The organism is Arthrobacter sp. MPF02 (genome assembly GCF_046605375.1).
Taxonomy (GTDB): Bacteria; Actinomycetota; Actinomycetes; order Actinomycetales; family Micrococcaceae; genus Arthrobacter.
This window is the reverse complement of sequence record NZ_CP176772.1, coordinates 676,915-699,533: the sequence shown is the minus strand read 5'-3', so window position 1 is coordinate 699,533 and position 22,619 is coordinate 676,915. Positions and strand designations below refer to the sequence as shown.

Sequence of the window (22,619 nt, the reverse complement as noted above, 5' to 3'; positions counted from 1 at the left end):
GATGCTGTTTACGGACCCGGTTGCCGGGCCCGCCGTCCCCTATAGATTCTGGTGCACGGCAACAGCATGCGGAAGTCCCGCCAACGTTCGCCTTTCCAGCAGGTCGCGGTACAACTGCAAATGCTCGTCCACCATCCGTTCCGCGCTGAACCGTTCCTCAGCAGCCCGCCGGCAGGAGGCACGGTCCAGGGCGGCAGCGGCCTCGACATAGCCCGCAAGTTTCACCGTGTCGCCGAGGAACCCGGTCCTGCCGGGTTCGATGATTTCCGGGGCGGAACCGATAGGCGTGCCGATAACGGGCGTGCCCGTGGCCAGCGCTTCGATCATGACCAGGCCAAAAGGCTCCGACCACTGGATGGGGTTGAGGAACGCCACAGCCTCACCCATCAGCCGGTACTTGGCCGCGTTGTCGATCTCCCCTACGAATTCCTCGTTGGAACCCAGCATCGGTTCGATGACGTCGCGGAAGTAGCTGACCTCGTCGTCCTCCCGCATCTTCACCGCAATCTTCAGGGGCATGCGTGCCCGGCGCGCGATGGTGATCGCTTCGAGCAGGCCTTTGTCCGGGCAGGAGCGGCCCACAAAGCAGAGATAACCCCCGCGGCCCGATCCCACGGGTACGGCCGACATATCCATCCCATGGTGGATCACCCGGGTGACCGGAACTTCAGGGGCGTGCAAGGCCTGGTCCCGGGAAATGGCGATGATCGCACCCTGCCGCCCGACAGCACGGTAGATATCAACGGCGTCCTCGCCAATGAGGTTGTGGATGGTGGTGACTGTGGGGACGCCCTCCGGCCGGTGGAGGTACAACGGCCCGGCGAGCGTGTGGTCGTGGATGATGTCCACGTCCTGCAGCCCTTCGTAGGCACGCGCCACATGGCTGAGTTCCGAGAGACTGAAGTTTAAGGCGTCCGGCGAGGACGGACGCATTCCCGGCACCCTCGGCACCGGGCAGGCGCTGTCCGACGGCGCCGCCAGCAGGACCTCGTGCCCGGCAGCCGCAAAGCCCCGGGCAAGCGTGTCCACAACCCTTTCGGTTCCCCCGTACGTTACCGGTGGAACAGGAATCCATGGTCCTGCAACCAGCCCTATCCGCATTCCTGGCCTCCCAGGTTCGACAGGCCGGGCTCCCCAGCTGGCCGGGCATATTCCAGCCGCGGGACCAGGCCGGTCCGCGGAGTGTTGAAAGTATTGGCGTCTGCTTCACCTAAATCCGACTATTACCCAAGGATCCGCCGGGCCACAAGGGTTGCGTGTGAGGTTTCTAACAGCGCCTCCCGGAATGGCTCCCGGAACCGGAAAGTTATCAACCACATGAAGATCGAGATCTGGTCCGACGTTGCGTGCCCGTGGTGTTACATCGGCAAGCGCCGCTTCGAAGCCGCCCTGGCCGCCTTCCCCCACCGCGGTTCAGTTGAGGTCACGTGGCGGAGCTACCAGCTGGACCCTTCCCTGCCCGGGCACTATGACGGCACGGAGCTCGAATACCTCAGCAACCGCAAGGGCCTGGCCCCGGAGCAGGTTGAGCAGATGTTCGGCCACGTTGCGCAGCAGGCCAAGGACGAGGGCCTGGACTACCACTTCGACAAGGTGGTGGTGGCCAACAGTTTCACAGCGCACCGCCTGCTCCACCTGGCAAAGGTGCACGGGAAGCAGGATGCGGCCAAGGAACGGCTGCTCAGCGGCCACTTCGAGCACGGCAAGGACATTGGCAGCCGCGAATACCTGAAGTCCCTTGGCGCCGACCTGGGCATTGATCCGGCCGAGGTGGAAGAACTGTTCACCACGGACAAGTACGCGGATGATGTCCGCTTCGATATCGAGGAGGGCCGGTCGCTGGGCATCAGCGGTGTCCCGTTCTTCGTTATCGACCGCAAGTTCGGCCTCTCCGGCGCCCAGCCCGCGGCAACCTTCACCGCGGCCTTGAACCAGGCCTGGCAGGACGCCAACCCGCTGGTGCTGGTGGACGCTGCCGGCGGGGGCGCCTGTGGCCCTGACGGCTGCGCCATCTGACTCCGGCGCACTTCAAGCAGCCGGTTTACTGACACATAGGGGTAAAGTGTCTGCATGCCAAGGATTTCAGCGGCCAGCAACGCCGAACAGCGCGCCGAAACCCAGCGCCGCATCCTGACGGCCTTCGGCGAACTCCTGTTCTCCCACGGCCTGCCCGGCCTGACCATGACCGACGTGGCGCGGCACGCCGGCGTAGGCCGCACCGCCGTCTACAACTACTTCGCCGACATCGAAGAGCTGCTGATCTCCTACGCCCTGGAGGAGACTGAGAAGTTCCTGGCTGAGCTGCGCGAATCCCTTGAGCAGCTCGATAACCCGGTGGAGCGGCTGGCCCTGTACGTCCGGGCCCAGGTGGTTGACCTCAGCCGCCGCCACCTCCCGCCGGGACCTGCCATGGGCGCGGTCCTCTCGCCGTCGTCCTTTGCCAAACTGGCGGACCACGTGGGTGAGCTGAGCGTCCTCCTGCAGGGCATCCTGCGTGACGGCATGGAGCAGGGGTACCTTCCGGTGGCGGACGTGGGCCAGCAGGCGCAGCTGATCCTGGGCACCCTTTCCTCCAGCGCGGCGCGGGGCAGCGACGAGCCGGAGGAACTTGAGGCGCGGGTGGGCAGGACGGTGAGGTTCATCCAGCTGGGCGCCGGGGCGCGGTTCGACGACGCCGGCCACCCCGTCCGGCTTGTCCAGCTTCCCGCCGCCAGTTGAGTCAGCGGGCGGACGCCGCCGTGGGCATAACGGGCCACGGCTCCGCGTCCGTATCCCGCCGGTTTTCCCGCGGGCAGCTGAGCTTGCCGGGGGTCTGGTCCACGAGGTCCGGCGGCTGGAGGGCGCTGTAGTCCCTGGAAAGGATCACGTCCACGCTGCCGTCCGTGCGGCCGTCCTGGAAGTAGTCGGATCCGGGCAGGTTGCGCTGGACGGTGAATGCGGCGGACTGCCCCGCGGCCCCGGAAATCACCGCTGCCACACCCCGGTAGCCGGACTCGACATTGGACACCGCTGCAACCGCAAACTTGCGGGCCAGGAACTCGTCCGCCACCGAGCGTGCAAGGCCCGCACGGCTGGTGGAGTTGTAGACGTTTAGGCTGACCTGCTCATGCGGCGTGTAGTCGAAGGTGCCGGCGGGGCAGGCGGTCACGGTTTCCTCGGCCGGTTCGGCAGCAGGAATGGTGAACCGGCCGTTGATGATTGCCAGCGCGGTGATGATGCCCGCCGCGATCAGTCCGATGAGGAGGACCAGCACGATCCCGTGCAGGACCCGGCGCCGCACCCGGGCGGTATCGTCGGCATCCTTGGCTGCCGCGTCAAACGTGGCGCGCAACTCCGGCCCGCTCACCACGTGGTGGCCGTGCAGGACGCTGGCGTCCTGGACCTTCTTTTTCCTAGCCATCGAGCACCAGGACCCGGGCATGGATCGCGGTGCGCTGATGCAGGGCCGTCCGCACGGCGCGGTGCAGGCCGTCTTCCAGGTACAGGGTTCCCTGGTACTGCACCACGTGCGGGAACAGATCCCCGAAGAACGTGGAGTCCTCGGCCAGCAGCGCTTCCAGGTCCAGCGTCCGTTTGGTGGTCACCAGTTCATCGAGCCGGACCGGCCGGGGCGGCAGCGACGCCCACTCCTTGGGTGTGGTGTAACCATGGTCGGGGTAAGGGCGGCCCTCGCCCACAGCTTTGAATATCACCCTGCCACCCTAGGCATCCTGCCAAGGGGAGCGAAAGTACCCTGCCGCGCCGCCGTGAGGTTGTAGCCAAACGGTGACCATGTCACAGGCGTTGATTTTCCGTTACCGGTTCAGGAACCTGCAGTTGCTGCTGACAGAATGGGCGCATGACAGCCTCCCAGCACTTTGCCGTGTCCGCACCAGGTGTCCGCCCACCCTCCTCGCCGCCCCTGGCGCTGCTGCTGGACGTGGACGGGCCGGTGGCAAGCCCGGTGACCCGCGACGTCAAACCGGAGATCATCGCAGACCTGGTGGCCCTGGCCGCCGCCGGCATCCCGGTTGTCTTCAACACCGGCCGCTCCGACGCATTCATCCGGGAACAGGTTATGGGACCCATGATTGCCGCCGGAATGCCGTCCGGCACCATCATCCATGCGGTCTGCGAAAAGGGTGCGGTGTGGTTCAGCTTCACGTCAGCCGGGCCCGGCCCCGTCCACGTGGACCGGGAACTGGCCGTGCCTGCGGCCTACGGTGATGACGTCCGGCGCATGGTGGCGGAGGACTATTCCGCGCACATGTTTTTTGATGAGACCAAACGTGCCATGGTGTCCGTTGAGCAGCACATCGGTGTCCCCAGCGCCGATTACCTCGCCGAGCAGAAACTCTTCGACGCCGATGCCATGGACCTCATGGCCCGGCACGGGCTGGGCGTGGTCCGGCTGGACCACCACGCACCGAATTCCGACGACCAGGTGGACTACCGCGTGGACCCCACCATTATTTCCACGGACATCGAGTCCGTTCGGCTGGGCAAGGACCTGGGCGCCAGCCGGGCTGTTGAACTGCTGGCCGCGCAGGGCATCACCCCGGAGGCGTGGCGGACCGTGGGTGATTCGCGCACCGACTACGCGATGGCGGACTGGCTGCACCACAACGACCATGCGGTGAAGCACGTGGACGTGCGCCCCGCGGACGGCGTTCCGGCCAAGCCGTACGACGTCCTCACCGCCGCTGACCTGGGTCTTGGGGCCACAGTGATCCATGACGACGCCGGCGGCGCCTTCCTGCGCAGCTGGCGGGAGGCGCTGGGCGCCTAAGTCCCGGTCAGGGAGCCCGCCGCAACGTCCTGTTTCCCCCGCGCGGATATCATGCAGGTAGACATGCCTACTTCCAGCAGCACGGAGAAAACCATTACAGAAGCACCGGTACAGGACGAGGTCTACTTCGGTGGCCAGGCGTCCGTAGAGGAACAATTTCACGAGGAGGCCACATCCGCGGCTGCGGAGCGGCGCCTCAAGCACCGGCCCGACGTCATCCGTCACCGGGGACGGTACGCGCTGATCAACTACAACAGGACCCACTACCAGGCCATGGTGGAGGACCTGCTGTTCCTGCGCACCGTCCTTGCGGACGCGGGGCTGGCGTACCTGCTGGTCCGCGGCAACAACGACCGGCCCGTCATCGCCCTGGACTGGAAAGACCGGAAGAAGCTCCGGGCCGCCCTGGTGGCGGCGTGCCGGGATGAACCGTTCTATTCCATGACGGTGGACGCCAAGAAGAAGAGCGCTGTCCTGGTGGCCGACGGAGAGCTTTCCACCAGCAAGCAGACGCGCATCTTCCGCCTGTACCGGCCGCGGGTGGAGCCCGGGGGCGGCTTTGAGTTCGGCGCCTCGGCCGGCGTCCAGCTTGAGCTCTGGTCCTTCGACGGCGAGGAAATTATCCTGCCGATCGAAAACTCGCTGACCCGCAGGACCCTGCTGCGCCAGGACGCCGTCCGCGGCACCGTTGAACGTTACGGGCACACCTGGCCCACCATCGAGAACATGTTCGCGGACCATGCCAGCGACATCAGCTTCGACATCGATATCGTGTTCTCCTGGGTGGACGGAAGCTCGCCCGAGTACATCGCCGCCCGGCGCGCCCAGCAAAAGGGCCACGTACTGGGCGAAGGCGACGACCACGAAGCGCGCTTCCGGCAGATCAACGAACTCAAGTACGCCCTGCGGTCCGTCTACATGTTTGCACCGTGGATCCGCCGGATCTTCATCGCCACAGACTCCCCCGCCCCCGCCTGGCTGGCTGACCATCCCTCCGTGACGATTGTGCGCAGTGAGGAGTTCTTCTCCGATCCCTCAGTGTTGCCCACCCACAACTCGCAGGCCGTCGAGTGCCAGCTGCACCACATCGAGGGGCTCTCGGAGCACTTCCTCTATTCCAACGACGATATGTTCTTCGGCCGCCCGGTCAGCCCGGATGTGTTCTTCACGCCCGGCGGGATCACCAAATTCATCGAGGCGGAGACCCGGATCGGCCTGGGTGAGAACGCGGCGGAGCGGAGCGGGTTCGAAAACGCGGCCCGAGTGAACCGCAAGCTGCTGTGGAACCGGTTCGGCCGGATCACCACCCGCCACCTGGAGCACTGTGCCGCCCCTCTGCGCCGCAGCCTCGTCTCCAAAATGGAACAGGAGTTCCCCGATGAGTTCCGGAAAACGGCAGCCAGCCGGTTCCGTGCGGCGGACAACATCTCCGTCACCAACTCGTTCTACCACTACTACGCGCTGCTGACCGGCCGGGCTGTCACCCAGACCGCCGCCAAGGTCCGCTACGTTGACACCACCATGCGGGCCGGGCTCAACTACCTGCCAAAGCTGCTGTCCAAGCGGAACATGGACTTTTTCTGCCTAAACGACGGAAGCTTTCCCGAAGTGCCGGCGGACGAACGGGCAGAGGTGGTCACCGACTTCCTGGAGAAGTACTTCCCCGTCAAGGCGCCGTGGGAGAAGTAACCGGCAGCGGGTACCACTGACATGGCCGGGGGCCGGTTCCGCATGGAACCGGCCCCCGGCCATGGTTGCTTCCTAGCGTCCCGTGGAAACGCCCGCCCTAGCGTTGCTGCGCTCCCTGGACTCGGGGATCCGGATGCCTGCCGCTTCCAGCCGCCGTGCTGTCTCGTCCGCGGTCACATACTCGCCCACCGTCGTCGACCTTCCCATCGGGACAACAGAGTGGACAATCGTGTGTTCGTAGACGTGGACCAGGTTGAAGGCCTGGCCGCTGTCCTGTCCGCGGGTGCCGCCTACCGGAACGTTGAGGTCCTGGGTGTAGCAGCTGGCCGAGGCCACGGACACGGGAATGCCGGCAAACGTAGCCGTGGTGGAGTAGTGCAGGTGGCCGGCCAGGATGGTCCGGACATCCGAGTTCCGGACCACTGCCGCCAACGATGCCTGGTCGCGCAGCTCCACCAGCACGGACAGGTCCAGGACGGACGGGACCGGCGGATGGTGCAGTGCCAAAATGGTGCCGTCCGGCGCCGGGGTCTCCAGCTCGCGGGCCAGCCACTGCAGCTGCGGACCGCTCAGCTCGCCGTGGTGGAATCCTGGTACAGACGTGTCCAGGGTGATGACGCGGAGGCCGTTAATGAAGTAGCTGTTGTCAACGGGGGCGTCGCTGCCGGCCTCGTCCAGGAGGCCCTGCCGGAAGTTGGCACGGTTGTCGTGGTTGCCCATGGCCCAGATGATTTGCGCGCCCAGCTCCTCGCAGGCCGGGTCCACGATGGCCCGGAGCTTCACGTAAGCTTCGGGGTCGCCCTTGTCGGCGAGGTCGCCGGTGAATATGACAGCCTCGGGCCTGGCGCCGGACGCCCTGACTTCGTCGAAGAGCTGGGCGAGGCGGGCCTCGCTGTCCACAGCCCCATACAGGGGATCTTGGCCGCCCACCAAGTGGGTATCGCTGATGTGTAGTAGGAAGTGGCGTGGCCGGGGGTGCTCGGCCTCGATGTGCTCCATTGCTACCTCTGTGGTCGGTGGGAAACGGCGCTTCCCTTGTACCCTTCAGTAATATTTATCCAATCAGACATTTGGCAAACTTTGGGCGAATCGCCGTAGCCGATGAGGAAAAAGATAAAAGAACTGCGCCTGTGCTGATTTTGTTCGGCGAGGGCGCGCTTTCAAGCAGGGCTATCGTCGCGCCGTTCGGTGACTGTCCGCGCTTCACCCGCGAGGCAAAGTTCCAAACTGCCGGAAGGCTGCAGCTTCCGGCAGAATTCGTCCTGCTTGCTCCAGGGCCCTAGAAGCTTGGCTCCGAAGTTGGCTCCGCCGGTGCTGCCGGTCCGGTAACCGGTGCGGCAGGTTCGGTGGTGGCAGTCGGCGCCACCGGAAGCGGGTCGGTTGTCGGGGTGATTGACGGTGCCGGGGAGGGCGCCGTTTCCACGGGGGTAGGCGCCGGGTCAACCGGGGACGGTGCCGGGGCAACCGGGGACGGCGCCGTTTCCACGGGGGTAGGCGCGGTTTCTACGGGGGTAGGCGCCGGCTCAACCGAGGACGGTGCCGTTTCCACGAGGGTAGGCGCCGGTTCAACGGGAGTGGGTGCCGGGTCAGTTGAAGGCGGCACTGGTTCGGTTGCGGGGGGTGTCGTTTCCGTCGGTGACGGCGTGGAGCCAGGCGGAGTGGGCGTGGCTTCCGTGGGCGGGGCTGTTGACTCCGTGGGGGTTCCGGCGCTGTCCGTAGGTGACGGGCTTGGCTCATCCGGAGCCGGTGAGCTCGGCGGCGTGGTAGCGGACGGTGATGGTGTGTCGGGCGTATCAGAAGCCTGGGCGGAGGGCGTCGACGAGCCTGCCGGCGAAGGAGGGGGCGGCGTGGATGCCGTTCCCGACGCTGCCGGCGAACCCGCCGTCGAGATTCCTGTTTCCGCTTCGGGCAACAAAGGTGCCATGCTCTTGATCCCGGGCAGGGTCCAGTTCAGCCATTCATCCTCTGGACTGCCGGACCCGGGGGTGTAGGAGTACAAGTCAGGGGTTCCGCCACTGGCGAGGGCCTTGAGGCTCAGCAGTCTCCACTTGAGGGGACTTACATGAGCGCCGTTCAGGATGGTTTCGAAGTGCAGGTGGCAGCCTGTTGACCAGCCCGTGCTGCCCACACGTCCGACGATCTGGCCCACCTGGACGTCGTCGCCCCGGCGCACGGCCACGGATTCGAGGTGGTTATAGGTGGTTACCAGTCCGTTGCCGTGATCGATCTCCACGCGGTTTCCGCCGCCCCATGGATGCCATCCCGCGGCCCGCACAACCCCTGAATCGGCGGCGTAGACACTTGAACCGCAGGGGGCCGCGTAATCCTGCCCCAAATGGAAGTCGCCGGCCGTACCGGTCAACGGGCTGATCCGGAATCCGAACGGTGAGCTGGGATTAAGCATTTGAAGAGGAGCCATCAGGAACCCGGCGGCAGGCCTGACAATTCCGGACAACCCGACTGCCGGCAGTGCCTGCGTGGCCGGGGCGGAACCAGTCACCATGGAACGCGGGAACTGCACCACTGCGTGCGGGTCGCTGGGCACCGCGTGCGGCTCGGACCCGAGGTTGAATCCGTCCGGCGCGCGGAGTACCACGCCGGCTGCTTCGGGTGCCGGACGTGCGGGTTGTGGAGCGGTGTGCCCCTTCCCGGAGGCAGGAGAGGTTCCCGCCGTCGACCCGGCGGCCGACGACACCTGCCGCTGCTCAAGGGTTCCGGGCAGGTTGGCTACGGAAAACGACACGGCTAAAGCACCGGTGGCGGCAAGAAGGCGCGTGGCCGGTAGGGGACTCCTCCGGGAGTTTTTGCCCAGATCCCGGCCCCGATGCATGTCCAACAGAATGACTCCAACAGGCGTCTACCCGCACCATTTCTAGACGGTTCTTCCCATGTGACCACACGGCTTCGACGCATGTGAAGGTCCGCAGTGCAAATTGCGGGTTTTTATGGGAGTCCACTTCCCAATACCTAGCCCTTCCGGGATCTCCCTAAGGGGATTCCGCCCACCGGTAGGGCGACAATGGGATATGGACGGTTTCCTCCGGAAATGGCAGGACGAGCTCAAAAAGACCTTCACGGGTAAATCAGACGCGCCGCCCGACTGGGCACTCCGGCTGGCGGATGGCGACGACCCCGGATACCACCTCCCGGGGTCGGCAGTCTGGGCGGTGCATGGTTCCATGTCCCCCATCGTTGCCGGCATCCGGACCCTGCTGATGCAGTCCCTGCACCCGGGCGCCCTTGCCGGAGTACATGAGCATTCAAATTTCCGCGATGATCCTCTCGGCCGCCTGGCCCACACCATCCGCTGGATCTTTACGGTGACCTACGGTTCCAGGGACGCCGCACACGAAGCCTCGCGCAGGGTGCGCCTGCTCCACGAAGCGGTGCAGGGTGACTACAGCGACGGGCGCGGTGCCGTACGCAGCTACAGCGCGAACGATCCGGAACTGGCCAGCTGGGTCCACCTCACTTTCACGGATTCCTTCCTGGCGGCGCATTTGCTCTGGGGCCATGCCATCCCTGGCGGACCTGACGCCTATGTGCGGGAGTGGGCCCAGGCCGGCAGGCTGATGGGCGTGGCCGGTCCGCCGCTGACCGAGTCGGAGCTGCGCCAACAACTGGACGCCTGGTACGCCAGCGGCGAACTGCGTGTTGACGACCGCGTGGCCGAGACCGTCGCGTTCATCCGCGACGCACCGCTGCATCCCATGCTGCGCCCTGGCTACCGGGTTCTTTTCGCCGGGGCTGTGTACAGCCTGGAGCCAAGGTTCCGGGAGATGCTGGGCCTCAAAGTCCCCCGGCTGGGCCCGTTTCCCCTGCCCGTGAGATTCGCCACCAAAGCCGTTCTCGGCGTCGTCCGCCTGGCTTTGGGACCCAAGGGACCCAGCGAGCTGGCAGCAAGGTCGCGGCTGCGTCGGCTGGGCCTGCCCGGGGCGGACCTGGAATAGCCGGCCCCGCTCTGTGGGCCACCATTGCACCGGCACCGCAGCCGGAAACGCAAGAACCCGGCCCCGCCAAGGCGGGACCGGGTTCTCGACCGGCGGAGAATGGGGGATTTGAACCCCCGAGGGCGTTAACCCAACACGCGTTCCAGGCGTGCGCCATAGGCCGCTAGGCGAATTCTCCATCTGCTTCTGAATCAAAAGCAGGTACTAGATTACCTGATGTTTTGCCCATCGCCCAATTGGGCCGGCGCAAACCGTCTCATAAGCCCTCAGTTGCGACCCTGCACGGCGGATTTCCGGGCTTAACGAGAAATGGACGCCCCCAACGCGCCCATTCCCTTGGTACCCGTTGAGCTGCCGGGTCCGGCCCCGTTCAGCCAGGCCACGCAGCTCACAATCTGGAGATTGCCCCAATCGGTGTACATACCCATGATCATTGGTGGTGCGGGGATAAGCAATGGAAATCTGCCGAATAATCGGAAGCTTGCGGCACAGTTGGATCCATGACATTGCTGCATGCCCTGGTTGTCTACTCCCCCACAAGCCACACTGCGGACGTTCTGGCTGCTATCGGTGACGCCGGAGCAGGCAGGATCGGAAACTACTCCCACTGCTCCTTTGTCACACCGGGCACCGGACGCTTCATCCCCGGGGAGGGAGCTGATCCATTTGTCGGAGAGCCGGGCCGGGCGGAAGAGGTGGCCGAAGACCGGATCGAATGTGTCGTGGAGGAACATCTTCTGCCGGCAGTGGTTGCCGCTTTGCGTGAAGCCCACCCGTATGAGGAGCCTGCCTTCATGAGCTGGGCCGTGCAGGGCTGGCGGCACCCGGCCGATTCGAGTCGCGCCGGATGATCGGGTAAAGTATCTGACGGCCCCTCATGTGGCGTCATCCTGTTGAACTCCCCCAGGACCGGAAGGTAGCAAGGGTAGACGGGCTCTGGCGGGTGCATGGGGGGTCTTTACTATTCCCCCACAGGGCGGCAGGATGTCAGCCCGGATTGGTAGGGTTTTCTCCGTGACAGTTACCACCGCCCTTTACCGCAGATACCGTCCCGATTCGTTCGCCGACGTCATCGGTCAGGAGCATGTCACCGAGCCGCTCATGACGGCTTTGCGGAAAAACCGGGTCAACCACGCCTACCTGTTTTCCGGCCCCAGGGGCTGCGGTAAAACCACCTCCGCCCGCATTCTTGCCCGGTGCCTCAACTGCGCCGAGGGCCCAACGGACATCCCCTGCGGCCGGTGCCCCAGCTGCATCGAGCTGGCCCGGGGCGGGTCCGGGTCCCTGGACGTCATCGAAATTGATGCCGCCAGCCACGGCGGCGTGGACGATGCCCGGGACCTCCGGGAACGGGCCACCTTCGCCCCTGTCCGCGACCGCTACAAAATCTTCATTATCGACGAGGCCCATATGGTCACCTCGGCAGGATTCAACGCCCTGCTGAAGATTGTCGAAGAGCCGCCGGAGCACATCAAGTTCATTTTTGCCACCACCGAGCCGGACAAGGTCATCGGCACCATCCGCTCCCGCACGCACCACTATCCGTTCCGGCTCGTCCCGCCGGAACCCCTCATGGCCTACCTTGAGCTTCTGTGCCGGCAGGAAAACGTACCGGTAGCCCCCGGTGTCCTGTCACTCGTCATCCGCGCCGGCGGCGGCTCCGTCCGCGACTCCCTCTCCGTCCTGGACCAGCTCATGGCCGGCGCCGGCCCCAGCGGTCTTGATTACGAGCTCGCGGTCGCCCTGCTCGGTTACACCCATGCATCCCTCCTGGATGACGTTGTTGATGCGCTGGCCGCCTCTGACGCCGCCACGGTCTTGCGCGCCGTGGACCGGGTCATTCAAACCGGCCACGATCCCCGCCGCTTTGTGGAGGATCTCCTGGAACGGTTCCGCGATCTGATCATCGTCAAGGCCATGCCGGAAAGCGCACAGGCCATCCTGCGCGGCATGCCTGCGGACCAGATCGCGCGCTTGCAGGTTCAGGCGCACAACCTGGGGTCGGCCGAACTGTCCCGGGCGGCAGACGTAACAAACACAGCACTTACCGAGATGACCGGCGCCACCTCCCCGCGGCTGCACCTCGAACTGCTCTGCGCCCGCATCCTCCTGCCCAGTTCCGAGCAGAATGAGCGGGGCCTTGCCGCGCGGATCGACCGTGTGGAACGGCGCTTCAACTATGCAGGGAACGACGTCGGTGCTCCCGCTGCCCAGGCGGCCGACGCGCCAGCAGCCGGGAAGGCCGCAGGTACCTCCGGCCCCCAGCAGCCGCACTCCCCGTCGGCGGAACCAGCCCAACCAGCAGAGGCAAGGCCGGCAACCGGCACACCGCACCGGGAGGCGCCGGCTGCTGCCGCCGGCGCAGCTTCGGCTGCCCCCGGCAGGGCTTCCATCAACCCTCCCCGCGTCAGCACCAGCGACTGGCCGGTGGAGGACTCCTCCTCCTCGCGGCCACCTGCAGAACGGCCGGCACCCGCTGGCCCTGGTGCCGGCAACGCAGGCAACGCCCAGGAACCCGCTGCCCGCGGACGTACGGCCCCTCCATCTGCCGCTCCTGCCGCCCAGCAAGCCTCCGCACGTCCCGAACCGCACGCCGTTTCCGGCGCTGCGGCGTCCGGTCCAGCGGAATCCGGTCCAGCGGCGTCCGGCCCTGCCTCCCAGGCGGGCACTGCAGCCGGCGGACAGACCGCTGCTGCCCCTGAGCAGCCCGCGGCTGCACCCCCGGGCATGGGAGACGTCGAGGTCCTGCGGCGTGCCTGGCCCGACGTCCTGCAGACGCTGGCCAGGATCAAGCGCAGCACGTGGGCGCTGGTGGAACCCAACGCCCAGGTGGCATCCTTCGACGGAACCGTCCTCACCTTGTCATTCACAACGTCGGGACTCGCCGGCGCCTTCGGCAGGGCCGACCATTCAGAGAACCTCCGGCAGGCCATCCATAAAACCGTGGGCATCGACTGCCAGATCAACGCAGTTGCCGGTGGCGCCAGCCAGTCGAGCTCTGAACCAAACCCAAAAGCACCGGCCAGCCCGCTGGCGGCGGCCACTTCAGCTGACGTCGCGTGGGGACTTGCCCCTGCGCCGCCCGCCACCACCGCACCGGCCCAGGCTCCCGTCTCCACAGAGGTGAAGGCACAGCCGCAACCCGCGGCCAGGGTACAGGCAGCTCCAGCCTCGGCTCCGGCTCCGTTAGCCCGCGAAGAAGCTGCCGCGCCGCAGGCACGTTCCGGGGCAGTTCCCCCTTCCCCGGTCCGCATGCAAAGCCCTAACTCCTATCCGGATCCGGGTGGCGACTATTCATACTCGGATGACGACTGGGGTCCACCGCGTGATGAGGACGCTCCCCCGCTCGATGAGGAACCACCTGCGGACTGGGAGCCTTCTTCCGCTCGCAGTGGGACCCGGCTCCCGGCGGCGGACCGGAATACTGACGTCGTGGGTGGGCGGAGCCAGCAGGCCGGCCGCATGCAGAAAGTCGCAGCGCCGGAGCCTGCACTTCCGGCCCCGGCAGCACCCGGGCAGGCGGGCGCGAAAGATACGTTGCACGATCCCTGGTCCCGTGCGGTGGAACAAGCACCGGGCGTATGGGTGGTCGGCACTGAAAGCAACGTCGGCCGGGACACCACTGTCGCCGCCATCGCCGGTGATGCCGCCGGGGCTGCTACCACGCCGCATTACGAGCCCGCCACAGCCCAGGTACCACCATCGATTCCGGTCACATCGCTGGCAGCCGCAGCCGAACCGGACTGGGGGCTGGCCCCGAATGGGGCGGCGTCCCCTGGACCCGGTCCGGCATCTACGCCGCAACCGGAGCCTGCCCAGGTCCGGGAACCCGAATACGCCATGGCCTCCGCCGCCCCTGTGGCCGGTCAGGCCACGGGCACGCCCACACGGCCTGCTCCTTCCGTTTCTCCGGCGCCGGCGCTGCCCAAGGGAGGTCTATCCGCACCGGCGGCCGCCCCCGTGGCAGGAACCAGCGGTGCCCGGCAGAGCCTCTATCAGAGGCTGACCAACAGCCCGGAAGCCGAGGCCGGACGCGCCAAAGCGCCCGCGCGGGCAGCCGCAACCGCAGACAGCTACTTGCAGGACATCCCGAGCGCCGACGACGAGACCATCGAGGAGTCAGGCGTGTTCGGCCGCGCAGCGGTGGAGCGTATTCTGGGCGGAAAGCTGATCGAGGAGCGTGCCGCCGACGGCAGCCCCCTGCCGCCGCGGTACTGACCGGCCTGCCCCACGGGCTACCGGTCCGGCCACTCCGGGACCTGGCACCTAACCCGCTATCCAAACCAAGCTAAAGAGGGAACTGTGTACGAAGGTGCTGTCCAGGAGCTGATCGACGAGCTCGGACGCCTTCCGGGCGTCGGACCGAAGTCCGCCCAGCGGCTGGCGTTCCACATTCTTGAGGCGGACCCGCAGGACATGAAGCGGCTGGTGGAAGCCATTACCACCGTCAAGGACCGCGTGAAGTTCTGCACCGTCTGCGGGAACGTCACCGAACAGGAGCTCTGCAACATCTGCCGTGACCCCCGACGGGATCCCGCGGTCATCTGCGTCGTCGAGGAGTCCAAGGATGTCCTGGCTGTGGAGCGGACACGCTCTTTCCGGGGGCGTTACCACGTGCTGGGCGGTGCCATTAATCCCATCGCAGGCATCGGGCCCGAGCAGCTGCGGATCCGCGAACTCCTGACCCGGCTCAATGACGGGGCCATCCAGGAAGTCATCATTGCCACCGATCCCAACCTGGAAGGCGAAGCGACGGCGACCTACCTTGCGCGCATGCTCAAGACGATAGGCATTACCGTCACCAGGCTTGCTTCCGGCCTGCCCGTGGGCGGCGACCTTGAATACGCCGATGAGGTCACGCTTGGCCGCGCCTTCGAGGGCCGGCGCAATGCCCTCACCTGATGCACCGCATTCCCCCGGCCGGGAGCTAAATCCCTGACCGATCACGACGCCGGGCGGCGGCAGCGTGCGCACCGGCCAGGAGCGCGCCTGCCAGGACTGCCTGCAGCAGGAGCCCCACCGCGGCCACGGGCATCCGCACCGCATCCGGGCTGCGCGGTTCCCGGTTCACACAGGGAACCTGCGGCCCGTCTGCCGCTTCCTGGAAGGCCGACGAGAGCCACCACAGCGGCTCAGGACCTGATCCGGACTGCCCGGCCAGCATCACGAACACCACTCCGGGACTTAGGGCAGGCAGCCACATAATCCGCTCGGTGCGGTAGACCTCCGTTGTCCCTGCCGGGATTCCCGAGCATTCATAGGCGGTAAGCGTTCCGTCCGGTGACCGTTGCACATTCAAGGCAACAGTCACCGGTTCTTCCGACCTCACGGCAGGGACCAGGAGGGACCCCGCAACAACGGTTCCAAACACCAGGAACAACGCCAGCAGCCAGCCAAAGATGCGCCGGCCCGCGGCTCCCCGCCCAAGCGCCGCTATCCCTGCCCCCATGCCTCCAACAGGACACCCTCCGCCGCCGCGACGCCGGCTGACACTGCCGCCACCGTTGCTGGCTGGCCAGTGGCGAAGGCCTGGACCAGCAGGGTCAGGAAAATGAGCACCGCGAGCACCAGGCCCTGCAGTGCGGTGGTGAGCACGACAGGAAACATGCGGGCGCCGGGAATCCTGCCGGCCACCCGGGCGTATGAAGTTATGCCCCACTGAACCGCCACCATCGCGGCTGCGGCAGGAGACAGGAACCCCGCCAGCAGGTACATGAGCTCCGGAACAGGCAGCAACTCCGTTGATCCGTCGGCTTCTCCCGGCAGGAGCACAAGGCCGGCCGCCACCACCCATGTGGTGCAGACAGTCCCCACGGCTGCTGCCCAGAAGCGCAGGGTCCGCACGGTCACCGCCCAGTCAGCCGCAGCCATAAGCGCCTCAGGCCGGAACCCGGGGCCGCCACGCCGGGAGGCGCCGTCGTCACCCTCGGACTGGGCCCGTCCGCCCTGCCCCGTACCAATCGGCTCAAAGTAGTGCCCGGTGACCGGGTCAAGAGCGGCATCCCGTTCGTCGGCCATGCGCAGCCCCGCCTTTCCGTGGACAGCCCCCAGCCCCGGTGGCGGCCGGGTCAGACCGGCCCTGATGGTACAACTGCCTCCATGGTGGTCCAGCCCTGCCACCCTGTCCAGACCGGACCGGACCCCGCTTCCTACGCGATGCGGGTGCCGCGGGCCAGGCGCCGGGCAGGGGTCCGGAGCGCGCCAGCCCAGCCACATCAGGAGCCCCGAAACCATCAGTTGAAGGCCCAGGCCGAGGGGCCACAGCGGAGTGTCCTGCCCCAGGTAGGCGGGCTGGACCTTGCCGTTGGCGCACGGACAGGTGCCTTCCGGACCGGCCAGGGCATGCCGGGCGCCCTGGCTGATACCTTCGATGGCGCCGGAGGTGGGGTAGGACTGCTGGTTACTGCGGTCGGGGTAGGGCATGGCGTCTGCCACCACCACGTACGGGTTCATTGCAAGAAGCCATGCCGCCGGCTCAGTCCGGGTCACGGGCTGCTCCCGAAGGGGTCCGGCACAGGTGTACTGAGGCTTCGCAGGCGCATTGGCCACCGGTTCGTAGGCACTGTATTGCGGGCTGCTGGCCATGACAGTTCCCTGCGAAAGGCCACTCCCGAGGACGAAGGCGATCAGCGTGCCCACTGCCAGACCGGCCACGGCCAGGTACGTCACCACAATCGAAAACAGGGGACGGCTCGCCAGCGCGGAGACTCCTCTGCTGCCGCGGCTTCCTCTGTTGTTTGCTGCCGGACGGTCCGCCCCTTGTTCACGAAGACAGCTCGGTCGCCAATCTCGTCAAGCCCGCTCAGGACGTGGGAGGACACCACCACGGCCTTCCCGTCGGCCGCAAGCTGCCTGAGCATGACCCGCAGCTCCACCCGCGAGCCTGGATCCAGGCCCGACGCAGGCCCGTCCAGGAGCAGGACGGCGGGATCGTGGATCAGCGCCCGCGCGAGGCTCAGCCTCTGCTGTTGTCCGCGGAACAGCACCCGGGCAGGCTGGTCGGCAAGCCCGGGCAGGCGGACCCGCTCCAGTATCTCCGCCTACGCCTGCGGTCCTGAAGCGGGGTTTCCTGCCCGCTGGGTTCGGGTCACAATTCCACCCCGCACTGCACGCGGCGATAAACTGTCGGAGGAAGTCCCGCCGTTCCGGCGTCAGGCTGCCTGGCCTCCACACCGATCCAATGAAGGTACGCGCATGAGTACGCCCACCACCGAAGTGCACAAAGCAACCCAGCCGCAGGTGCTGCCCACGGGCCGTGCGGTGACCAAACAGCTCATCGTGCAGAAGTTCGGCGGGTCCTCGGTGGCCGACGCGGACGGCATCAAGCGGGTCGCCAAGCGTGTGGTCGACGCGCAGGAGGCCGGCAATGAGGTAGTGGTTGTGGTCTCCGCCATGGGTGACACCACTGACGAACTCCTGGACCTCGCCGCACAGGTCACCGATTCCGCTCCCGCCCGAGAAATGGACATGCTGCTGTCCGCAGGTGAGCGCATCTCCATGGCGCTGCTGGCAATGGCCATCAACAAGCTGGGCGCCTCCGCGCAGTCCTTCACCGGATCCCAGGCCGGCATGATCACGGATGGTATCCACGGCAAGGCCCGGATTATCGACGTCGATCCTCACCGCATCCGCACCGCGCTGGACAAAGGCAACATCGCGATTGTGGCCGGCTTCCAGGGCATGAGCCGGGCCACCAACGAGATCACCACGCTGGGCCGTGGCGGTTCAGACACCACGGCAGTGGCGCTCGCAGCCGCCCTGGAAGCCGACGTCTGCGAGATCTACACGGACGTTGACGGTATCTTCACAGCCGATCCGCGCGTGGCTCCCTCGGCACAAAAGATCGAGACCATCTCCAGCGAGGAAATGCTCGAGCTGGCCGCATCCGGCGCAAAGATCCTGCACCTTCGCTGCGTCGAGTACGCCCGCAGGTTCGGCGTGCCCCTGCACGTCCGCTCCTCATTCAGCCAGCACGAAGGCACCTGGGTCATCCCCAGCGCCGAAGACAAGATCACCACACAAGAGGGAGTTGCCTTGGAGCAGCCAATCATCTCCGGCGTTGCACACGACCGTTCCGAAGCCAAGGTCACCGTAGTTGGCGTTCCGGACATCCCCGGCAAGGCCGCCGCCATCTTCCAGGTCATCGCCGACGCCCACTCCAACATCGACATGATCGTGCAGAACGTGTCCACGCACGGCACCGGCCGTACGGATATCTCGTTCACGCTGCCAATCGTTGAAGGCGCCGACGCCCTCGCTGCCCTGCACGCGGCGCAGGACCAGATCGGCTTCGAAAGCATCGAGTACAACGAGCAGATCGGCAAGCTTTCGCTGATCGGTGCCGGCATGCGCTCCCACCCGGGGGTGTCCGCCACATTCTTCAAGGCCCTGTCCGACGCCGGCATCAACATCAACATGATTTCCACCTCGGAGATCCGCATCTCCGTGGTCACCCACGCAGACCTGCTGGATGAAGCGGTGCGCGTAATCCATAAGGCCTTCGGCCTGGATGCGGAACAGGAAGCCACCGTTTACGGCGGCACTGGCCGGTAGCCTGGCTACATAATTACGCCAAAAGCCGGTCCGCCGCCCGTTGACACGGGCAGCGGACCGGCTTTTGGCGTTAGTGCGGATGCAGGGCCGGTTGCCTAGGTATACCGCTCAAGGTCCTCGCGGCGGACAGCGTAATGGTGGCCGGCCGAATCGGTTTCCACCACGAAGTGCGAGAGATCCTCCTCGGAGGCCTGTTCGAACTCGTCATGCTTGTGCACTACCGGCGAATCGGCGTCCAGCCGCGTGGCAGGCCCGAAGAAGAACCGAAGCCTCTCCGTAACGTTCATGAACCCGCTGACTACATGTGCCACTGTTTTCCACCCCCTTCCCGGTTATCGGGCCAAGAGCTTGCTGCCTCATGGGGGAGGCAGTGCCCTAATTTTACGCCCCGGGGCAGGAAAAGGAGCCGGGCACAAGGCAAACCGGGGCCTGCAAAGGCTGCCCGGGGAACCGGTTTTGGCGGATCAGCGCAGGGACTTGTCCTCCGGATTGCGGGGCACCACATAAGTACTGCCGTCCGCCCGGGTGATCGTTTCCCACTGCCGGGTTTCCGCCTGGCGCTGCTCCAGCAGCCTGCGGTTCTCATCAGTCATCTCGTGCACCAGGGAGGAGCGGTTGGCCGGGCCGAAGATGGCGCGCAGTTTGCCGGTAGCCCGCATGAACCGCTGTGATGCGCTGCCCTTGTCCCGCGCGTTGCCCTTGCCCATTTGCCGGCTCCTTCCGCTGTCGCTGTTCCGCCTAGAAGTGTACGCTAATAATTAGTGCACTAACACTTGGAGGCGCCATGACGACTGCCGTTACGCCAGCTGCGGGGCAGGAAGAGGACCTGCTCCTGGAACACCAGCTCTGCTTCGCCCTGACAGTGGCGGCCAGAAGCGTTGTGGGGGCATATAAGCCCGTCCTTGAGAAGCTCAACCTGACCCACCCGCAATACCTCGTCATGCTGTGCCTTTGGGAGAGCAGCCCGCGCACGGTGCGGAACATCAGCGAAGCATTGGCGCAGGAACCGGCCACTATCTCACCCCTCCTGCGCCGGCTGGAGGCCGCCGGCCTTATCACCCGCGGCCGGGCCAACGGCAACGAGCGCGCGCTTGCTGTAGACCTGACGCCCAAGGGAGCAGCCCTGAGGCAGCAGGCCCTTGAGGTGCCAGGCACCATGATGGAACGGCTCGGGTTGACCCGGAGCCAGGTCACCGAACTGCACGCGTCCATGATGCGACTTATTGCCGCAACTTCGGAGGGCAATTCCTGACCGCGCCCGCAGGGCCGGGAGGACAACGCTTGCAGCTAGAATCGAAGGATGGGAAAGGCACCCGTCAATGCGTGAGATATGGCCGCAGCTGGCAGCGCTGGCAACCGCTGCCGCATTGTTGTCGTCCTGCTCATCCGCGCCGGTCGGCGGCTCCGCCGCGTCTTCGGCCCCGGCTACGTCCCCGTCGGGGGCAGCCGGTGCCACGCCGTCGCCATCTCCTGACACGGAAACATCCGTCCCCGCGCCGGCCCCGGAAATTTCCGCCCCTCCGGCAGGTCCCGGGCAGGGCAACGCCGAGCTTGCTGTCACCGTCATACCCGCTGAGGGTGAGCCGGAGGTCAGCTACACGCTGGTGTGCGAGGCCGGCGTACCGGCCGCAGAGAGCAGCCATCCTGCACCTGGCGCCGCCTGCGCCGCCATCCAGGAGAAGCCCTCCTTGCTGAGTCCCAACACCCAAAGCACTGCGCAGGCGTGCACCCAACAGTACGGTGGGCCCCAAACAGCCACCGTCTCCGGCGTTGTGGACGGAATGGCGGTGGACGCGGAATTTGCACGTACCAACGGCTGTGAGATCAGCGCCTGGGATGCGGCCAGGGATATTTTGGGCCACGCCGGTGGAGCAGCTTAGGGTCTTGGCGGCGGACGAATGGCGGGCACTTGAGGATGCCCACCAGCAGCGTGTCAGCCGCTACGCCGATCCCTACCTGGCACGGCGCTCGGCCGGGCAAAAGCACCCCGTTGAGGATTTCCTCTTCACCTACTACACCCAGAAACCCGGACAGCTCCGCCGCTGGCATCCCGGTGCGGGCACCATCCTGCTGGGGGACGAGGCGGCAGCCCGCGCTGAATGGAAGCACTACAGAAGGCTCGACGACGGCGGGCTCGCCGCCCTGGGGCTGCCTGCGGGCAGCACTGCCGTTACCGTTGACGTGGCCGGCTTTCTTGCCGACCGCAAGGAAGCGGTGGCGTTTGCCGGGATCATCCTCCGGAACACTGCTGCGCGGCCCGCGCAGTTTGGCTGCTTCGGCCTGCACGAGTGGGCGATGGTCTACCACCAGGACAGGTTCGACCTGCGCCACGAATACCTTCAACTGCGGCTGGGATCCGCAGGAACGGACAAGGTGGTGGAGGACAACCGCATCCGCTGCACGCACTTTGACGCCTTCCGCTTCTACACACCTGATGCCACTGTCCTGAACGAGTTCGCACCGAGCCGTGAAAACCAGCGGCACATGGAGCAGCCGGGCTGCCTGCACGCCAACATGGACCTGTACAAGTGGGCCTACAAGCTGCTGCCCCTGCTTCCAAGTGAACTGGTCATGGACTGCTTCGAACTGTCGTGGCGGATCCGTGCCATGGACATGCAGGCTTCCCCTTACGACCTGGAGGAGTGGGGCTATCCCGCGATTCCCATCGAGACAGCGCAGGGGAAGGCCGCCTACGTGGAACACCAGCGCTCTTTCGCCGCCGAGGCGGCGCTGCTGCGGGAAAGGCTCGCCGGGGCGCTGTCCGCCGCAACGGCGGTGGGAGCCCGGTGATCAACCTGACCATCCGGCTTAGGGAGGACCCTGGCGCCGTCGAACGCGTATTCCGGCTGGCGGCGGACGGGAAGTCTGACGTTTTTACGATGTACTGGCCGGGCGGGTGCGGCGGGCCGCACGAAAAAGGGCACCCCGGAGGGCGCCCTGCTCACTGACAGAAGGTCTTTACCAGGTTACTGCCGTGGGGTGCGGACAACGTCGCTGATCCACTGCCGCGTCTTCTCGTCAACGGGGCCGGCCACCCGGTTCTGCCGGGCCAGCCGGTCAGCCTTCACCTTCTGCAGCACCATCCTGCCGAGGCCCGCGAACACGGCCGCTGCGACCATCGGCAACAGGACGGACTTCGATTTTTCTGTCATCCAGCAATCCTAATGAAGCCGCCCCGGCAACTCCAGAACCGGGCCCTGCGAGGCCCCCTTGCGGCGCAGGCAAGCGCAGAAGGAGGCTGCGAACCGCCGAATACAGGTATGGCCATTCCGGCCGGTAGAATGGTATGGCAAGCTCGCGGAGCGCCCGTCCTCACTGTTGACCACCTTGTCCCCAACACCCGGTACGGCGTGAGACGGCATCACTCCGCTGCGCCCTTACCCAAGCTCACGCACAGGAGTTACCGGATGCCCCGGATCGTTGTTGACGTCATGCCCAAGCCCGAGATTCTGGACCCGCAGGGGAAGGCGATCGTCGGCGCTCTCCCCCGCCTGGGCTTTACCAGCTTCAGCTCTGTCCGCCAGGGCAAGCGTTTCGAATTGATGGTCGACGGCGAGGTGACCGAGGACATCCTTGCCCAGGCCCGCGACGCCGCCGAGACCCTGCTCTCCAACCCCGTGATCGAGGACGTCGTCAACGTCGAGGTCATCGAGGCCTGA

General features: G+C 66.1%; 23 protein-coding genes, 1 tRNA gene, 1 other RNA gene and 2 pseudogenes. 15 read left to right on the top strand and 12 right to left on the bottom strand.

Features of this window, described 5'->3' with window-relative positions; all coding sequences use genetic code 11:
- Positions 1 to 39: 39 nt before the first annotated feature.
- Positions 40 to 1,101, bottom strand: a complete 1,062-nt coding sequence (locus ACLH0K_RS03410; protein ID WP_411375458.1) for a glycosyltransferase family 4 protein — start codon at positions 1,099 to 1,101, stop codon at positions 40 to 42.
- A 216-nt stretch (positions 1,102 to 1,317) separates the two neighbouring features.
- On the opposite strand from ACLH0K_RS03410, the gene ACLH0K_RS03405 reads away from it, so the two are divergent.
- Both ACLH0K_RS03405 and ACLH0K_RS03400 read left to right on the top strand, forming a co-directional pair.
- Positions 1,318 to 2,016 carry a DsbA family oxidoreductase gene (locus ACLH0K_RS03405; protein ID WP_411375457.1) on the top strand — a complete coding sequence of 233 codons (699 nt, stop codon included), beginning with the start codon at positions 1,318 to 1,320 and terminating at the stop codon, positions 2,014 to 2,016.
- A 54-nt stretch (positions 2,017 to 2,070) separates the two neighbouring features.
- Complete coding sequence (locus ACLH0K_RS03400) at positions 2,071 to 2,718, top strand: TetR/AcrR family transcriptional regulator (RefSeq protein WP_411375456.1); 648 nt, start codon at positions 2,071 to 2,073, stop codon at positions 2,716 to 2,718.
- A gap of 1 nt (position 2,719) precedes the next feature.
- Here ACLH0K_RS03400 and ACLH0K_RS03395 read toward each other — a convergent pair whose 3' ends face one another.
- Positions 2,720 to 3,400, bottom strand: coding sequence for a LytR C-terminal domain-containing protein (locus tag ACLH0K_RS03395; protein WP_411375455.1), 681 nt, complete (start codon positions 3,398 to 3,400; stop codon positions 2,720 to 2,722).
- A complete protein-coding gene (locus tag ACLH0K_RS03390; protein ID WP_138132825.1) occupies positions 3,393 to 3,692 on the bottom strand; it encodes a type II toxin-antitoxin system VapB family antitoxin in 300 nt (99 codons plus the stop codon). Before ACLH0K_RS03390 ends, ACLH0K_RS03395 begins: the two co-directional genes overlap by 8 nt.
- 146 nt (positions 3,693 to 3,838) lie before the next feature.
- Between ACLH0K_RS03390 and ACLH0K_RS03385 the strand changes: the two genes are divergently transcribed.
- Together ACLH0K_RS03385 and ACLH0K_RS03380 are read left to right on the top strand one after the other, a co-directional pair.
- Positions 3,839 to 4,768, top strand: coding sequence for a hypothetical protein (locus tag ACLH0K_RS03385; RefSeq protein WP_411375454.1), 930 nt, complete (start codon positions 3,839 to 3,841; stop codon positions 4,766 to 4,768).
- A gap of 63 nt (positions 4,769 to 4,831) precedes the next feature.
- Positions 4,832 to 6,457, top strand: coding sequence for a stealth family protein (locus ACLH0K_RS03380; RefSeq protein ID WP_411375453.1), 1,626 nt, complete (start codon positions 4,832 to 4,834; stop codon positions 6,455 to 6,457).
- Positions 6,458 to 6,529: 72 nt separating this feature from the next.
- Here ACLH0K_RS03380 and ACLH0K_RS03375 read toward each other — a convergent pair whose 3' ends face one another.
- The gene (locus ACLH0K_RS03375) at positions 6,530 to 7,456 is read right to left on the bottom strand and encodes a phosphodiesterase (RefSeq protein WP_411375452.1); all 927 of its coding nucleotides are present in this window, start codon (positions 7,454 to 7,456) and stop codon (positions 6,530 to 6,532) included.
- Between the two features lie 350 nt (positions 7,457 to 7,806).
- Here ACLH0K_RS03375 and ACLH0K_RS03370 point away from each other — a divergent pair, with 350 nt between their 5' ends.
- Entirely contained in the window at positions 7,807 to 8,448 is a 642-nt protein-coding gene (locus ACLH0K_RS03370) for a hypothetical protein (RefSeq protein WP_411376542.1), read from the top strand.
- A 74-nt stretch (positions 8,449 to 8,522) separates the two neighbouring features.
- Here ACLH0K_RS03370 and ACLH0K_RS03365 read toward each other — a convergent pair.
- Positions 8,523 to 8,861: pseudogene (locus ACLH0K_RS03365) on the bottom strand (M23 family metallopeptidase); the annotation flags it as partial.
- Between the two features lie 622 nt (positions 8,862 to 9,483).
- Here ACLH0K_RS03365 and ACLH0K_RS03360 point away from each other — a divergent pair.
- Entirely contained in the window at positions 9,484 to 10,407 is a 924-nt protein-coding gene (locus tag ACLH0K_RS03360; protein WP_411375451.1) for an oxygenase MpaB family protein, read from the top strand.
- Positions 10,408 to 10,500: 93 nt separating this feature from the next.
- Here the strand turns inward: ACLH0K_RS03360 and ACLH0K_RS03355 are convergent.
- Positions 10,501 to 10,585: transfer RNA gene (locus tag ACLH0K_RS03355), tRNA-Ser, on the bottom strand.
- Between the two features lie 322 nt (positions 10,586 to 10,907).
- Here ACLH0K_RS03355 and ACLH0K_RS03350 point away from each other — a divergent pair.
- The 4 genes from ACLH0K_RS03350 to recR all read left to right on the top strand — a co-directional run bounded on the left by ACLH0K_RS03350 (position 10,908) and on the right by recR (position 15,309).
- Entirely contained in the window at positions 10,908 to 11,258 is a 351-nt protein-coding gene (locus ACLH0K_RS03350; RefSeq protein ID WP_411375450.1) for a hypothetical protein, read from the top strand.
- A gap of 15 nt (positions 11,259 to 11,273) precedes the next feature.
- An RNA gene (gene ffs / locus ACLH0K_RS03345) (signal recognition particle sRNA small type) lies at positions 11,274 to 11,370 on the top strand.
- Between the two features lie 21 nt (positions 11,371 to 11,391).
- Positions 11,392 to 14,625, top strand: a complete 3,234-nt coding sequence (locus ACLH0K_RS03340) for a DNA polymerase III subunit gamma and tau (protein WP_411375449.1) — start codon at positions 11,392 to 11,394, stop codon at positions 14,623 to 14,625.
- An 84-nt stretch (positions 14,626 to 14,709) separates the two neighbouring features.
- Complete coding sequence (gene recR, locus ACLH0K_RS03335; protein ID WP_407708919.1) at positions 14,710 to 15,309, top strand: recombination mediator RecR; 600 nt, start codon at positions 14,710 to 14,712, stop codon at positions 15,307 to 15,309.
- A 25-nt stretch (positions 15,310 to 15,334) separates the two neighbouring features.
- Here the strand turns inward: recR and ACLH0K_RS03330 are convergent, their stop codons facing one another.
- The 3 genes and pseudogenes from ACLH0K_RS03330 to ACLH0K_RS03320 form a co-directional block, all read right to left on the bottom strand.
- A complete protein-coding gene (locus ACLH0K_RS03330; RefSeq protein WP_411375448.1) occupies positions 15,335 to 15,856 on the bottom strand; it encodes a hypothetical protein in 522 nt (173 codons plus the stop codon).
- Positions 15,841 to 17,079, bottom strand: a complete 1,239-nt coding sequence (locus tag ACLH0K_RS03325) for a hypothetical protein (protein WP_411375447.1) — start codon at positions 17,077 to 17,079, stop codon at positions 15,841 to 15,843. Before ACLH0K_RS03325 ends, ACLH0K_RS03330 begins: the two co-directional genes overlap by 16 nt.
- A 41-nt stretch (positions 17,080 to 17,120) precedes the next feature.
- Positions 17,121 to 17,444: pseudogene (locus ACLH0K_RS03320) on the bottom strand (ATP-binding cassette domain-containing protein); the annotation flags it as partial.
- Positions 17,445 to 17,601: 157 nt separating this feature from the next.
- Here ACLH0K_RS03320 and ACLH0K_RS03315 point away from each other — a divergent pair.
- Positions 17,602 to 18,960, top strand: a complete 1,359-nt coding sequence (locus ACLH0K_RS03315) for an aspartate kinase (RefSeq protein ID WP_411375446.1) — start codon at positions 17,602 to 17,604, stop codon at positions 18,958 to 18,960.
- A gap of 95 nt (positions 18,961 to 19,055) precedes the next feature.
- On the opposite strand, the gene ACLH0K_RS03310 is transcribed toward ACLH0K_RS03315, so the two are convergent.
- Both ACLH0K_RS03310 and ACLH0K_RS03305 read right to left on the bottom strand, forming a co-directional pair.
- Positions 19,056 to 19,271: a hypothetical protein gene (locus ACLH0K_RS03310; protein ID WP_411375445.1), complete on the bottom strand. Its 216-nt coding sequence runs from the start codon at positions 19,269 to 19,271 to the stop codon at positions 19,056 to 19,058.
- A 153-nt stretch (positions 19,272 to 19,424) separates the two neighbouring features.
- Positions 19,425 to 19,667: a hypothetical protein gene (locus ACLH0K_RS03305; protein ID WP_411375444.1), complete on the bottom strand. Its 243-nt coding sequence runs from the start codon at positions 19,665 to 19,667 to the stop codon at positions 19,425 to 19,427.
- A 77-nt stretch (positions 19,668 to 19,744) separates the two neighbouring features.
- Between ACLH0K_RS03305 and ACLH0K_RS03300 the strand changes: the two genes are divergently transcribed.
- The 3 genes from ACLH0K_RS03300 to ACLH0K_RS03290 all read left to right on the top strand — a co-directional run bounded on the left by ACLH0K_RS03300 (position 19,745) and on the right by ACLH0K_RS03290 (position 21,750).
- On the top strand, positions 19,745 to 20,212 hold the full coding sequence (locus tag ACLH0K_RS03300) for a MarR family winged helix-turn-helix transcriptional regulator (protein ID WP_411375443.1): 468 nt from the start codon (positions 19,745 to 19,747) through the stop codon (positions 20,210 to 20,212).
- 67 nt (positions 20,213 to 20,279) lie between these two features.
- Positions 20,280 to 20,840, top strand: coding sequence for an SSI family serine proteinase inhibitor (locus tag ACLH0K_RS03295; protein ID WP_411375442.1), 561 nt, complete (start codon positions 20,280 to 20,282; stop codon positions 20,838 to 20,840).
- Positions 20,797 to 21,750, top strand: coding sequence for a 3-methyladenine DNA glycosylase (locus ACLH0K_RS03290; protein ID WP_411375441.1), 954 nt, complete (start codon positions 20,797 to 20,799; stop codon positions 21,748 to 21,750). The genes ACLH0K_RS03295 and ACLH0K_RS03290 overlap by 44 nt, the downstream gene beginning before the upstream one ends.
- 176 nt (positions 21,751 to 21,926) lie before the next feature.
- Here the strand turns inward: ACLH0K_RS03290 and ACLH0K_RS03285 are convergent, their stop codons facing one another.
- Positions 21,927 to 22,112 carry a hypothetical protein gene (locus ACLH0K_RS03285; RefSeq protein WP_138138669.1) on the bottom strand — a complete coding sequence of 62 codons (186 nt, stop codon included), beginning with the start codon at positions 22,110 to 22,112 and terminating at the stop codon, positions 21,927 to 21,929.
- Positions 22,113 to 22,367: 255 nt separating this feature from the next.
- Between ACLH0K_RS03285 and purS the strand changes: the two genes are divergently transcribed.
- Complete coding sequence (gene purS, locus ACLH0K_RS03280) at positions 22,368 to 22,619, top strand: phosphoribosylformylglycinamidine synthase subunit PurS (protein ID WP_411375440.1); 252 nt, start codon at positions 22,368 to 22,370, stop codon at positions 22,617 to 22,619.